Genomic DNA, 13,704 nt, shown 5'->3' with positions numbered 1-13,704 from the left:
AACATGTATGAATGCCACGTTCAGCTCCAGCTCCCCCTCACCTACTTACGATAAGTCAACATTGATTCGCTTACGCACCTCGTGTTTCCTTTATCTCCTACAGGGAATGTTCGATTAATACCGCCATTTTGCTTGGCAACATCAAATCCCCTGGCATGGCCAGGCGCAGTCTACATGTCACTAAACGGGCGCTCGCGTTTTTGCTCTCTGTTCCTATAGGACAATGTCTATTTAGGGAGGCAATAGGAATCTATTCCTGCTAGTACCAGAAGTGAAGATTAGGAATAGCGGGGGATATTTTTTTAGCTCTTTGCCATGCATAATAGGGAATGTAAGTTGGTCAAGCAACGCTAAGCCAACCCAATAGTGTTAAGGAGGTGTACGTGATTCAATTAATCAACGTCAACACGGATCAGATGATTGCTGATGATGTCAAAAGTGCCTATACATTCATGAGTCGGTTTAAAGGCTTAATGATGAAAAAAAGCATAGCTGAAAATGCCGGCCTTCATATTTCACCTTGTTCATCGATTCATACGTTCTTTATGAAATTCAGCATTGATATTATATACCTTAATCAAAATAATGAGATTGTTGGAATCGAAGAAAGCTTAGAACCTGGAAAAATAGGCAAACGCTTTGCAGACGCCAAATCAGTAATTGAACTTCCAGCTGGCACGCATAAACGTACCTCAACAGTTATTGGACAAAAAGTAGCATTGCAAGACTAATGAATCAAAACAAAAAATTAAAATTCATATATTAAGAGGAGAGAGTTAAATGTTAAACAAAATCAAAGGATTAATCAAAGAAGAACAAGGACAAGGAATGACTGAGTACGGATTGGTATTAGGAGTTATTGCAGTGGGTGCTGTTGGAGTTCTTTCACTTTTCGGTAAAGAAATAACTACATTCCTTACTAATACAATAAATAATATTACAGATGGCTTTAATAATACTGCTTCATAATAAATACCTTATAGCTTTACACTTGTAAAGCTATTTTCTCTGGAGATTGTTTTCTGCTATTTTGTTTTGTCAGAAACGACATCATATACGATAAAATCTACCGCTACGGAAATACACTACGCTTTCCGCGGGCTGCTGTTGAGCTCCCTCGAGCTGACGCTCTGCGGGGTCTCACCGATGCCTTTCCTCCCGCAGGAGTCTTCGTGTATTTTCTCCGCTGGTTTGGTACTTTTCCATATCACATCATTATTGCTGGAAACATGATGGTTGATTGGAGTGGAGGGCAGTCGACTCCCGCGGGAAAAGCACGAGTATGAAGACCCCGCAGCGGTGGTTTTCCGCGAGGAGGCTGAAGCGTGCCCGCGGAAAGCGAATGCCCGGAGCGAAAATCAACGAAGCACCTTATATCGTGCTTGCTGTCAATTTAAATAAAATAACTAAATAAATCACAATAAAGGAGCAATGACATGTTAAACATCCTATTACTAACCGTCCTAATAATTAGCGTCATCACCGACCTCAAAAGCAGAAAAATCTACAATAACGTCATTTTCCCATCATTGCTCCTTGCCTTTGTTTTAAATGGAATCTTTGATGGCTGGTCTGGTCTCCTAAGCAGTTTCTTAGGGTTTTTAGCGGGACTGGGCGTTCTTTTGATTCCATATCTGATGGGTGGCATGGGAGCAGGAGATGTGAAATTACTGGCTTTAGTTGGAGCCATTAAAGGTGCATCGTTTGTTTTTATGGCTTCTATTTATATGGCATTGATCGGTGGATTGATTGGTCTCATCATTTTATTATTCCGAAAAGGATTTTTCCAACGAATAAAATCGATCATCTTTTCTTTAAGTAGCATCAGATATGGTATCAAAGTACCAATGGGGTTGGATAAGGAAGTACTTCATACCACCTATCCATATGGAGTAGCAATCGCTGGTGGAGCAGTACTGACCTTTATGTTCAATGGGGTAACCTTGCTATGATTCGCAATGAAAAGGGACAAGCAATCGTAGAGTTTGCATTGGTTGTACCAATCCTTCTATTATTGCTTGTTGGCATAATTGATATTGGCAGATTGGCATTTACTTACTCTTCTCTGCATTTTACAGCACAAGAAACGGTTCGAGTGGCTGGGATCGGGAAAGAGGATTTGCAACTTGATTCTTTTGCACGTAACAATCTTAGTATTGGAGACTCTGCCAAGCTGCAAGTACTAGTCACCCCGCAGGAAGGTGCTAGAAAATCAGGTGAATATGTAACGGTTACACTAAAATATCCGGTTGAGCCATTTCTACCCTTTGCGGATTTAGCTCTACCAGAATTCTTACGTACCGATTCAACGATTCGTATCGAGTGAGGGTTGATGATGAAAAAATTAAAGAGGCTGTTCAAAAGAGAAGAAGGAAATGTTTTAATTCTAGTTTCTGTTGCATTCATGGGATTATTAGCAATTACGGGCGTTGTCATTGATGGCGGCGCTCTTTATATGACTAAAGCAGAACTACAAAAAACAGCAAATGCTGCGGTTCTTTCTGGAGCACAAGAGCTAACAGGTACTCACGAATCGGCAGTAACATCCATCATAGATGAGGTCTTACTCCGGCATCAGGAACAAAACTCACTTGAATCGGTAAGTGTGATGATGAATAATCGTGTGAAAGTAGAACTCAAAAAAACTGTTCCATTGGCGTTTTCTAAGGTATTAGGATTTAACACCGTAGATGTTCGAGCAGATGCTACGGCCAAAATAGGTGTGATGGGTAGGGCGATAGGTGCAGCACCATTAGGTATTAATGAAACTTTAGATTTGAAGTATGGTGAATCATATCCCTTAAAGGTGAGTTCTGGTAATTCTGAAAATGGAAACTTTGGGATTCTTGCTTTAGAAGGAAAAGGTGCAAAAAACTATGAGCAGACCTTTAGAGAAGGCTATAGTGAAGAATTGAAAATTGGCGATAAAGTTCTAGTACAAACAGGAAATATAGCGGGTGCCACACGGGATGTTGTGAAAGAAAAGGTAAGCAGTTCCTGTGATATTAGTGATCGGAATTGTCCGAGAATCATAACAGTGCTTGTATATAAACCTGTTTGTTCAGATCCAATCTCATGTACCAACTATAAAGAAGTACAAATTACTGGTTTTGCTTACTTTTATATAACTGATCCAATGAGTGAGAAAGACACTGCTATCACTGGGAAGTTTATTAAGAGAGTAGGAACCGGATATGTCAGTGATATGGCAAGTGATAGAGGGGCATATAGTATTCAACTAACAGAGTAGGTGAAAAAGTGAAAACAAAAACGATACTTCTACTAGCAATCATTATGGGGATTATTACAACTTTTTTATTTTTTGGGATAGCAAATCCGCTTAATAAAGAAGAAGTGGTGGAGCAGCAGACTGTCCAGGTTGTAAAAGCAAAAGACAAAATAGCAGAAAATCAAGTCATCACTAGGGATCTAGTGGAATTAGAAACAGTCATAGAAGAAAATATTCCACCACAGGCACTTACAAATATTTCAGATGTGGAGGGAAAGTTTGCTGAAACAGTTATTCAACAGGGGGAGATAGTAATTGCTCCTCGTATCAAAGAGCAGCAAGAAGAGACTATTTTTGTCTCTCGAAAAGTAAAAGATGGGTATCGAGCAGTTTCGGTTGGTGCCACTATAGTACAATCGGTGACCAATTTACTAGAGCCTGGTGATTATGTCGATATTATTTTTTCTGAGGGAAAAGAAGGTGGAATTAAATCTAGTCAGATATTATCCGATGTACATGTCCTTGCAGTAGGAAGAAAAATGAGTGCTCCGATGAACGATGAGTCCACTTATACAGAATATAGTGCTGTGACATTAGAACTGAAGCCAAATGATGCGCTTAAGTTAGTGAATGCTTCTGAGAGGGGAAACATTCATTTCACACTACATCCGAGTACCATTCAGCCTGGTGAGGAAGAATAGGAACAAGGAGGAAGCACGATGGCAGAAAAAGAAAAGGGAAAAATAATTGTTGTATGCGGAGCAAAAGGTGGTATTGGCAAGACATTAACATCGGTTAACTTGGCTTTAGCTTTGAATAAGAAAAATATCAATGTAAACATACTTGATGCAGACTTTCAATTTGGAGATGTATCACTTGCCTTGGACATACAACCAGCGTTTACTATGAGGGATATCATGGGAGAATTGTCTAACATTGATCAAGCCTCTATGGATACTTATTTAACAGAGCATTCCTCAGGTGTTCATGTATTACCATCCCCGGAGAGACCGGAGTATGCGGAACTTATTACTAGAGATGCATTATTAGAAGTTGTTGAGATGCTTAGAAACGAATCAGATTTTTTAGTGGTAGATACTGGTGGGGGAATACAAGAACGAACGGTAGATTTAATTGAACAAGCAGATCAGATTCTAGTGGTTACAACTCTAGAAATGACATCTTTAAAAAGCACCAAGCTAATGCTAGAAACACTAGAGAAATTAGGGCTTCGTGAAAAAATTAGATTAGTGGTTAACCGTTATGATATGGAGAGTTTAATTGCAGCAGAGGATGTGCCGGAAATGCTTGGATATGAAAATATCTATTACATCCCAAATAATTTCCAAGTAGCGTCCCAGTCCATGAATATAGGAATTCCGTTTGTCATTAGTCGTTCAAGGTCTAATTTATCGAAAGCATTCTTTATGATAGCTGAAAGTGTTTTAACGAATAAACCTGTTTCAGTCGATGTTAAGAAAAAGCGTACCATACGAACAAGATTCAAAAAAAGATAAGGAGGGGCTGATGAGATGAGTCTTCTAAGTCGCCTACAGGAAGTAAATAAAGAAGAAACAATGAAAACAACTAAAGAAGTGATTATAAACAGAAGTTCAGATCAACAGTCCCCAATGTCTAGAGAGTCTGAAAAGAAAGTTATTCCTTCAAAGAAAACGGAGACAAAAAAGCAAGTACGAAAGTCTGAAACTGATAAGCATAGACAATTAAAAGCCCAGCTGCATAAACAAATTTTACAGGAAATGAAAGAATTAGATGATATCGATTCTATCATTCCCAAAATTGATGAGATGGCAATTGAAATTATAAAAGAAGAAGAATCCTTTCGTGGAACCGATCGCAAAAAAATAGTGGAAGAACTAATTAATGACTTAACCGGGTTCGGCCCGATTAATCCATTACTTTTAGATGAGGAAGTATCTGAAGTAATGGTAAATGGCCCGACTCAAGTCTATTGCGAAAGAAATGGGAAGCTTGTTTTGACGGATGTCAAATTTCGAGATAGTGATCATGTGATGCATGTAATTGAAAAAATAGTAGCACCACTTGGACGTCGAATTGATGAAAGCAGCCCAATGGTAGATGCCCGTTTGCCAGATGGATCTCGTGTAAATGCGATTATTCCTCCTTTGGCATTAAATGGGCCAACCATTACCATCCGTAAATTTTCTGAAGACCCATTTGTTATAGACGATTTAATTCAGTTTGGCACATTGACAAAGGAAATGGCTATCTTTTTAGATGCATGTGTAAAAGCAAGATTAAATATGTTTGTTAGTGGAGGGACTGGTTCTGGTAAAACAACAACATTAAACGTATTATCGAATTTCATTCCAAGTGATGAGCGAATTGTAACAATAGAAGATGCGGCAGAGCTTCAGTTAGGTCAGGATCACGTGGTCTCCTTGGAATCAAGGCCGCCAAATATTGAGGGTAAAGGTGCCATAACGATTCGTGATTTAGTCCGTAATTCCTTACGTATGCGTCCGGACCGAGTAGTTATTGGAGAGGTTCGTGGTGCGGAGGCGTTAGATATGCTGCAAGCCATGAACACTGGACATGATGGATCTTTGGCAACCGGTCACTCCAATAGCCCGCGTGATATGATATCACGTTTGGAAACAATGGTGCTTATGGCTGGAGTGGACCTGCCGATTAAAGCTATCAGAGAACAAATTGCGGGAGCGATTGATGTCATTATTCAGCAGTCCAGACTAAAGGATGGAACAAGGAAGATAACGAAAATAACTGAAGTACAAGGATTAGAAGGGGATATTATTGTTTTGCAGGATATCTTCTCCTTTGAACAAAAAGGTCTAGATGAGAATGGCAAAGTAATTGGATCACTAGTACCAACAGGAGTACGTCCGAAATTCTACGAAAGACTAGAAAATTCCGGTATAACCATTGAGGCAGATGTATTTGTTGCAAAGGAGGAGTGGTAGGATGATGTTGTTTCTCCTACTATCATTTTTTCTTACTTCGTTATTTCTCTTTTATATTATTTTGCAGCGACTATTTCCGCCTAAAAAAGAATTGGTAAAAGATCGGATTAATCGTTATCTATATAATGAAAAGAAAGAAAAAGTTGAATCGAAAAGTAATCAGGAAGCTAAGAAAGTACGTTTTCAAATAAACCTAGACAAAACAAAGAAAAATGTGCGAGAAAGGTTCTTATCTAAAGATAAGAACAGAAAATTAGAAATAGCCTTATACCGTGCAGGTGTCCCGTTAAAACCAGAAGAATTTATTATGTTTCAATGGATAGCAATTGCTTTAGGTGCGGGAATTCTATATTTAATCATAGATAGTATTATTATGCTCCCGATTGGTGCGTTAATAGGATTTTATATTCCAAAATTTATTATTAAAAAGAAGCAGCAAGATCGGCTAAAGGCTTTTAATAATGACTTGCCAGAAATGATTTCGGCAGTAATCGGAGGACTGAAAGCAGGATTTAGCTTTCCACAGGCTTTGAAATCTTTTATGGAAGAAGCGAGATCGCCGATGAAAGAAGAATTAGCAACCGCACTAAGGGAAATGCAGTATGGTAGTACAACGGAAGAAGCTTTACATCACCTTCATGAAAGAATGCCAAGCGAGGACTTGGATATAATGATTCAAGCTATTATTATACAAAGGCAAGTAGGTGGTAATTTAGCAACTGTTTTGGAAAAAATTGTACAAACTATTAGAGAAAGAATTAAAATACAGGGACAAATCAAAACATTAACTGCTCAAGGAAGGATGTCTGGGATTGTAATAGGTTTACTGCCTGTTATCTTAGGTATGGTTTTATATCTCATTCAGCCAGAGTATATTGGTGCATTATTTAGTCATCCTGTTGGAATTATATTGGTGGTTGTTGCAGTAATTTCTTGTTCTATCGGATTTTTCCTTATCCAAAAAATAACGACTATCGAGGTGTAGCCTCATGCTATATGTATCTTATTTTATAACAATTATATTATTAATTTATGGATTATTAAAATGGCGTCAAGAGAAAAGGCGAGCAATTCAAAATCGTATTACTGCTGTATTTCAAATGAATGAAGTAGAAACAGAAAGATTCCTTGAACCAACAGATGAAATGAAAAAACTAAGCTTTTCCAAACGGATTATTGCTCCTATTTGGAAGAAAATAGTTAGATCTTATAAATCGAATTTATCCAATGAGAAGAAAGAAAAAATTGAGATGAATTTGTTGCAAGCGGGGAATCCTTTCGGAATGAGTGCAGTGGAATTTCGAATTGTTCAAGCTTCCTTGTACATTATATTACCGATTATCTTTGGTTTGTATAGTTTTTTGCTACAGCCTTCCACAGGGGTTATCCTCCTATTTATTTTAGGAGGATTTGCGGTAGCGTCATATGTCCCTTCTTATTACTTAAAACAAAAAGCAAAGGCTCGGAACAAAAAGGCATTACAAGAGCTTCCTGATTTTATTGATTTGCTGACGGTAAGCATAGAAGCGGGGCTAGGGTTTGACTCTGCATTAAGTAAAGTGGTATCTAAAAAAGATGGCGTATTATCCAGGGAATTTCAGCGTAGTTTGGAAGAAATGAGACTTGGGAAAACAAGAAAAGAAGCTCTGTCTGGGGTTAGAGAACGTATCTTTATTGATGACGTCAAATCCTTAATAGGGAGTATTATTCAAGCAGAGCAATTGGGGATAGGAATGGTACAAGTATTGAATGTACAATCTAGTGAAATTCGTGAAAAAAGAAAACAACGTGCAGAGGAACAAGCAATGAAGGCTCCGATTAAAATGTTATTCCCTTTAGTCTTGTTTATATTCCCGAGTCTATTTGTCGTCTTATTAGGCCCAGCCATAATTGGACTTATTGACACATTTCAATAACACGACAAAAACCGACAAAAACCGGGAAGTGCCAGGCACCGCCTCAATATGAAATAGGCTATGGTACCAATAACCATAGCCTATTTAACGTTCGACAAAATTCGGGAAGTGCCAGGCACCTTTATGCGTGGGCGTTTTGGTGTTTTCGGTTTCTCATGGAGATTAGGGCTGCTCCTAGGGAGAGGACGGCTAGTATTCCTCCTACAGCGGCATTGTTTTCAACGGATGATACGTCGATGACTATGGCCCCGATAGAAGATCCTACTGCTATACCTAAGTGTAAAGATGAGTTGTTTAAACTGATTTGAACGTTTGATGTTTCTGGTGCAGATACCATTAAATAATTTTGCAAAGGTGGGGTGATGGCCCAGCTCATTGCTCCCCATATAATCATAACGACTAGAAATAATGGGATAGAAAAGGTTGAAAACGGAATGGCAAAAATAGCAAACGCGAATATCACTATAACCCCTAATATTGTTCGTTTCGATCCTAGTATATCACCTAAAGTCCCCCCGACTGCTCCTCCGCTTACTGCAGCTATTCCAAACACTAAGTAAATAATACTAACCCAGGTTCCATCTAAGTCCATCGTAAATTTAACAAAAGGAGTTAGGTAGCTATAAAGCGTGGAATGCCCAGTTAATAAAATGAATGTTGTAAGATGAGCAAAAAGGATTTTCTGATCTTTAAGTGAGGCAAATTGTCTTTTTAAAGAAATTTGTTCAGCAGGAGGAGCAACACGCTCCATAAAGAAAATAATGCCAGTTATTGATAGCAATGTTAATATGGTTATAAAAACAAAAGGTGCTCTCCATCCAAAAGCATTACCAAACATAAGTCCAATTGGTACGCCCAGAACGAGGGAGCCACTAACTCCCGTATTTACAATGCCGATTGCTCTTGCGCGATACTTTGGCGCTACAATATTTGCTGCCATGACGACACATAGTACAATTAGTAGAGAGCTGCTGGCAGCTGCCAGAATTCTAGCCGCAAATAATATCGAATAGGTTGGACTAAAGACTGCAATAACATTCCCTATTAAAAAAACAAAAAGAGTAATGATAGTAAGCCGTTTTCTTTCTAATTTCGCTGTTATAACCGCTAGTACCGGTCCAGAAAGAGCGAATGTTAATGAAAAAATAGTAATTAATAAACCGGCCTGTCCAAGAGAAACTCCCAAATCGTACGCAACTAAATCTAAAATTCCACCTATAATTAGTTCCACCATACCTACAACAAATGAAACAATAGTTAATAAATATACTCGTTTATCCATCTTTTATCGCCTTTCTAAGAAGAGAATACTTACTTATAGTATGCTTGTTTTTAGGAAAACTCAAGCACAATATGTTATAGAAAAATATGGCATCAGGAGTTAAATAATTGATGAGATACAAAGGAAGTATAAAGAAGAAATTAATTGTAATGTTTGTTATACTAAAATTACCTTATGGAAGGAGAAAGACCAATGGGTAACGAAAAGCAATTTCAAAAAGATGCAGTAAGAGTATTAAAAGAAACAAGTAGAACATTCTTCATTCCGATTAGCTTACTTAAACCGACGCTTAAAATGACAGTGGGATCTGCATATTTATGTATGCGAGCCATCGATGAAATTGAGGATCATGAACAATTGGAAGCGAATGTGAAGCAGGAATTATTAAGGTCTATCAGTAGTATGCTAAAGGGAACTTTTAATGAAAATACATATCTTGAATTAATTAAGCCATATGAAGAAAAATTACCAGAAGTGACTTTAAGATTGAGTGATTGGCTGGCTGTTTGTCCAGAAGAAATTCTTGGAAAAGTGAAAGAATCTACAAGTATAATGGCCGACGGTATGGCCAAATGGGTAGAAAAGGATTGGGTAATTAATTCAAAAGATGATTTAGATGATTATACTTATTATGTTGCAGGCCTAGTTGGGGTTATGTTATCTGATATTTGGGAATGGTACGACGGGACAAAAACAGATCGTAATCTGGCCATTGGATATGGAAGAGGCTTACAGGCAGTAAATATGCTCAGAAACCAGGATGAAGACGCAGAACGTGGTGTGCGCTTTCTGCCAAATGATTGGAACCGGGCGGATTTATTTGCCTATGCTGAAAGAAACTTAAAACAAGCAGATCAGTATATTGAATCCATTCACACCAAGTCCATTTTACGTTTTTGCAAAATCCCATTAGCATTAGCAAAAAGAACATTAAGGGCACTAAAAAATGGAGAAGAAAAAATGTCCCGGATGGAAGTTGAATCCACTGTTGATGAGATAATAAATGAATAGATTAGAAAAAACGACTAGGATCCTAGTCGTTTTTTTCGGCCCTATCACACCTTTTCTTTTTGAGCACTCGTTCGTTCCAATGTTGTAGAAGTACTTGACTAAGTAATTGTTTAGCTATTAGAAAACTAAACCCATCAGTCTATTTCATTTAAGAATAATACTAGGGTATATAAAATATACAAGTCCATTTCTTATAGGAGTGAATAATTTATTAAAACAGATAAAAAATAAAGAATAGTTGACGCTTTACCATTATTTATCTATAATATGTGACTGTGTCTTAAAACAGAGCAAGTTGGTGGATTTGTCATTGAAAGGAATTTCGATATCCATCCAGCGGTCTTTAATAGACGGTATGCAAGATATTTTAGACGCTTGCTCCTATAAAAATTAGGAGGAAAAACGTGAATCAAAAGAAAAAGGTTAAATTAGACTGGCCGGTATTTATAATTAGTGGAGGATTTTTAATCCTATTCATTATCTTATCGTTTATTAACAGTGATATGGTAGGGAGTACAATTTCTTCTCTATTTGACTTATCAGCAAATTTATTTGGTGCTTATTGGCAGATATTGTTGTTGTTAAATTTTCTTATCGGTTTAGGTCTGGCGTTTTCTAGATATGGAAAAGTAAAACTAGGAAAAATGGACAAACCAAAGTATAGCTTCTTTGGTTGGGTTTCTATGATATTAGTAACATTATTAGCAAGTGGTGGAGTGTTTTGGGCAGCATCAGAACCAATGAACCATTACATGAGTACGCCTCCTTTATTTGGTGGTGGAGAGTTCAACAATATTCCAGCTGCTTTTGCCCAATCTTTTTTACATTGGGGTTTTACAGCATGGGCAATTCTGGGAACACTAGCTACAATCGTTATGATGTACGTTCATTATACGAAGGGGCTCCCACTTCGTCCAAGGGGATTATTATACCCGATATTTGGAGAGAAGATTTATCATAAAAGTTTAATTGGGTCAACAGCAGATATATTTTCTATCATTGCGACGGTTGCAGGAACACTTGGGCCACTTGGCTTTCTTGGATTGCAAATCTCTTATGGATTGAATCATCTGTTTGATGTGCCAAACACGTTATCTTTAAGTATTATCGTAGTACTTGCATTGGTTGCTATAGCAGCTATTTCGGCAGCGACTGGTGTGGACCGAGGTATTTACCATTTAAGTAATTATAACGTTAAGTTTACTATCCTTTTAGCTTTAGTTATTTTGATTATTGGACCAACCATGTTCATTATTGATGCATTTGTTGGTGGAACAGGGGTCCACATTCAAAACTTCTTTGAAATGAGTTTATATCGTGAGGATAACAGTTGGCTAGCTTGGTGGACCATCTTCTTCTGGGGCTGGTTTATCGGTTATGCGCCAATGCTGATTGTCTTCATTAGTCGTATTTCACGTGGTCGAACCATTAGAGAATTGATTATCGCTGTTTCTATTGTTGCACCAATAGTAAATAATTTTTGGTTTTCTATCGTTGGTGGAACGGGAGTGTTCTTTGAAACAGAGAATCCTGGATCTATTTCTAACGCACTTAATGAAGGCGGAATGCCTGCAGCAGTAATGGCGATTACGGATCAACTTCCTATGGGGACCGTATTTGGATTAGCTTTTCTTTTAGTATCCATTATCTTCGTTGCAACAACGACAGACACGATGTCCTATACTGTGGCTGCCACATTAACTGGTAATGATCATCCGACTAGATGGCTGCGGGTTTTCTGGGCAATCATATTTGGTCTAACTACAGTGATGATTCTTACTATTGGAGAAAATAGTATATCAGCTATTCAGAACTCCATTGTTATCACGGCTGTGCCAGTTTCCTTCTTGTTGCTACCTCCATTATGGAATGCCCCAAGAATTGCACGAAAAATGGCTCTAGAACAAGGATTAATTTGGCAAAGAGAAATGCGGAAAAAAGTAGATAAATATTAATAGGCTTTTTTAAAAAAAAGTTTGTTGTTTTTTACCATGACTTTATTTGACATTTTATATAGACTGTTGATTACTTTAATTAAGAATACTGCTATATATCCGCTATGGAAATACACTACGCTTTCCGCGGGCGCTGTTGAGCCTACTCCGAGCTATCGCTCTCCGTAGTCTCACCTAGGCTTTTCCGAAAAGAGCTATATTAACAAGAACAAGGCCTTCATCCTTTCTTTCATAGAAATAGATGAAGGCCTTATTATTTAGATCAAACGTTTGATTGAACAATAAAGGTCATAACCTTTATCACTCTACGCGCTATTTCAAATGTTTATTAAATAGCGCTCGGAGTGCCAGATACAATATTGCTAATGAGAAGACAATTACTGCAACTGCACCAATGGCAACGAGAGTAGGTGCTACTGTTCCAAGGAATGTTGCAAGTAAAGTTACGACGATTAATGAGAAGCCTGCTAATACAGCTGCTAAATACAGCAATGCTAATTGATACATAGTATCCCCTCCTTCCCTTACATTCTATGTGGTAAGAGGGGATATGTTTGTACACGTAACTATTTTAGATCAATAGCATTGGAAAGATTCAATTCTGTCTAGGTCAATACCAAAATAAACCCATCTCCATCCATTCCAACGGTACCCAGCTATGGAGTTTCTGCCGACAAAGGTTGGGTAATACCAGAATGAATCTCTTCTTAGCCAGACATACGTAAAACGGAATAGACAGCCACGAATACCACCTGGATCTACTGCAAATGTCTGGAATTGGGATTGCTGTGGTGTGAAGTTCGGTGGGGGTGAAGTTGGTGGTCCGGATTGCTGTCCACCACTAGATCCGCCGCCTGGGAATCCTTGACCTGGCCCTCCACCAGGAAAACCGCCCCCAGGACCTCCTCCCGGGAACCCTTGACCTGGTCCTCCGCCAGGAAAACCGCCCCCAGGACCTCCACCTGGAAACCCCTGACCTGGTCCGCCTCCTGGGAAGCCACTTCCAGGACCTCCTCCTGGACCAAAGAATTGATTTAATAAATACCACGGAAGATTAAATTGTCGTTCTTCTTCTTGGTGATATGGTTGATAGTGATGTGGATAGTAATCATTCATTAAAATATTTCCCCCTTAAAATAAATGTCTCTTTAATATATGGGGAAAATGTCTAGATTGAGATTGATTTGGAGAAGATTGGGCCTTTGACCATCCATTATTGTTCATGCTTCAAACTAAAATGAAAACGAGTTTTAAACAATAATTCAGAAGTTGATCCGTTTCCTAAATGGTGAACAGACGAATTTAATTACAAAAAAGCAAAGTGGGATGTTTATTCCCCACTTTGCTT

Annotated in this window: 15 protein-coding genes; 12 read left to right on the top strand and 3 right to left on the bottom strand. The window is 38.3% G+C overall.

Going from position 1 to position 13,704, the window contains the following annotated elements; translation table 11 throughout:
* The first annotated feature begins 383 nt into the window (after window positions 1-383).
* The 10 genes from D8M06_RS10840 (at window position 384) to D8M06_RS10795 (ending at window position 8,108) form a co-directional block, all read left to right on the top strand.
* A complete protein-coding gene (locus D8M06_RS10840; protein ID WP_241558935.1) occupies window positions 384-731 on the top strand; it encodes a DUF192 domain-containing protein in 348 nt (115 codons plus the stop codon).
* Window positions 732-780: 49 nt separating this feature from the next.
* The gene (locus D8M06_RS20155; RefSeq protein ID WP_121204423.1) at window positions 781-969 is read left to right on the top strand and encodes a Flp family type IVb pilin; all 189 of its coding nucleotides are present in this window, start codon (window positions 781-783) and stop codon (window positions 967-969) included.
* A 467-nt stretch (window positions 970-1,436) separates the two neighbouring features.
* A complete protein-coding gene (locus D8M06_RS10830; protein WP_121204422.1) occupies window positions 1,437-1,952 on the top strand; it encodes an A24 family peptidase in 516 nt (171 codons plus the stop codon).
* Complete coding sequence (locus D8M06_RS10825) at window positions 1,949-2,326, top strand: TadE/TadG family type IV pilus assembly protein (protein ID WP_121204421.1); 378 nt, start codon at window positions 1,949-1,951, stop codon at window positions 2,324-2,326. Before D8M06_RS10830 ends, D8M06_RS10825 begins: the two co-directional genes overlap by 4 nt.
* 9 nt (window positions 2,327-2,335) lie before the next feature.
* Window positions 2,336-3,250 (top strand): pilus assembly protein TadG-related protein, encoded by a 915-nt coding sequence (locus tag D8M06_RS10820; RefSeq protein ID WP_241558934.1) that lies wholly within the window; start codon window positions 2,336-2,338, stop codon window positions 3,248-3,250.
* A gap of 8 nt (window positions 3,251-3,258) precedes the next feature.
* Entirely contained in the window at window positions 3,259-3,930 is a 672-nt protein-coding gene (gene cpaB, locus D8M06_RS10815) for a Flp pilus assembly protein CpaB (protein ID WP_121204419.1), read from the top strand.
* An 18-nt stretch (window positions 3,931-3,948) separates the two neighbouring features.
* A complete protein-coding gene (locus D8M06_RS10810; protein ID WP_121204418.1) occupies window positions 3,949-4,746 on the top strand; it encodes a CpaE/TadZ family protein in 798 nt (265 codons plus the stop codon).
* 15 nt (window positions 4,747-4,761) lie between these two features.
* Entirely contained in the window at window positions 4,762-6,192 is a 1,431-nt protein-coding gene (locus D8M06_RS10805; protein ID WP_121204417.1) for a TadA family conjugal transfer-associated ATPase, read from the top strand.
* A gap of 1 nt (window position 6,193) precedes the next feature.
* On the top strand, window positions 6,194-7,177 hold the full coding sequence (locus tag D8M06_RS10800; RefSeq protein WP_121204416.1) for a type II secretion system F family protein: 984 nt from the start codon (window positions 6,194-6,196) through the stop codon (window positions 7,175-7,177).
* Between the two features lie 4 nt (window positions 7,178-7,181).
* Window positions 7,182-8,108 carry a type II secretion system F family protein gene (locus D8M06_RS10795; protein ID WP_121204415.1) on the top strand — a complete coding sequence of 309 codons (927 nt, stop codon included), beginning with the start codon at window positions 7,182-7,184 and terminating at the stop codon, window positions 8,106-8,108.
* Between the two features lie 121 nt (window positions 8,109-8,229).
* Here D8M06_RS10795 and D8M06_RS10790 read toward each other — a convergent pair whose 3' ends face one another.
* Window positions 8,230-9,390 carry an MFS transporter gene (locus D8M06_RS10790; protein WP_121204414.1) on the bottom strand — a complete coding sequence of 387 codons (1,161 nt, stop codon included), beginning with the start codon at window positions 9,388-9,390 and terminating at the stop codon, window positions 8,230-8,232.
* A 192-nt stretch (window positions 9,391-9,582) separates the two neighbouring features.
* Between D8M06_RS10790 and D8M06_RS10785 the strand changes: the two genes are divergently transcribed.
* Both D8M06_RS10785 and D8M06_RS10780 read left to right on the top strand, forming a co-directional pair.
* Entirely contained in the window at window positions 9,583-10,401 is an 819-nt protein-coding gene (locus tag D8M06_RS10785; RefSeq protein WP_121204413.1) for a squalene/phytoene synthase family protein, read from the top strand.
* Window positions 10,402-10,805: 404 nt separating this feature from the next.
* A complete protein-coding gene (locus D8M06_RS10780) occupies window positions 10,806-12,356 on the top strand; it encodes a BCCT family transporter (protein ID WP_121204412.1) in 1,551 nt (516 codons plus the stop codon).
* A gap of 312 nt (window positions 12,357-12,668) precedes the next feature.
* Here D8M06_RS10780 and D8M06_RS10775 read toward each other — a convergent pair whose 3' ends face one another.
* Both D8M06_RS10775 and D8M06_RS10770 read right to left on the bottom strand, forming a co-directional pair.
* Complete coding sequence (locus D8M06_RS10775; protein WP_121204411.1) at window positions 12,669-12,863, bottom strand: hypothetical protein; 195 nt, start codon at window positions 12,861-12,863, stop codon at window positions 12,669-12,671.
* Window positions 12,864-12,932: 69 nt separating this feature from the next.
* A complete protein-coding gene (locus D8M06_RS10770; RefSeq protein WP_121204410.1) occupies window positions 12,933-13,472 on the bottom strand; it encodes a hypothetical protein in 540 nt (179 codons plus the stop codon).
* Between the last annotated feature and the right edge of the window lie 232 nt (window positions 13,473-13,704).

The sequence above is a fragment of the Oceanobacillus halophilus genome (assembly GCF_003628505.1).
Lineage (GTDB): Bacteria > Bacillota > Bacilli > Bacillales > Amphibacillaceae > Oceanobacillus > Oceanobacillus halophilus.
This window is presented reverse-complemented; position numbering and strand designations above follow the sequence as displayed.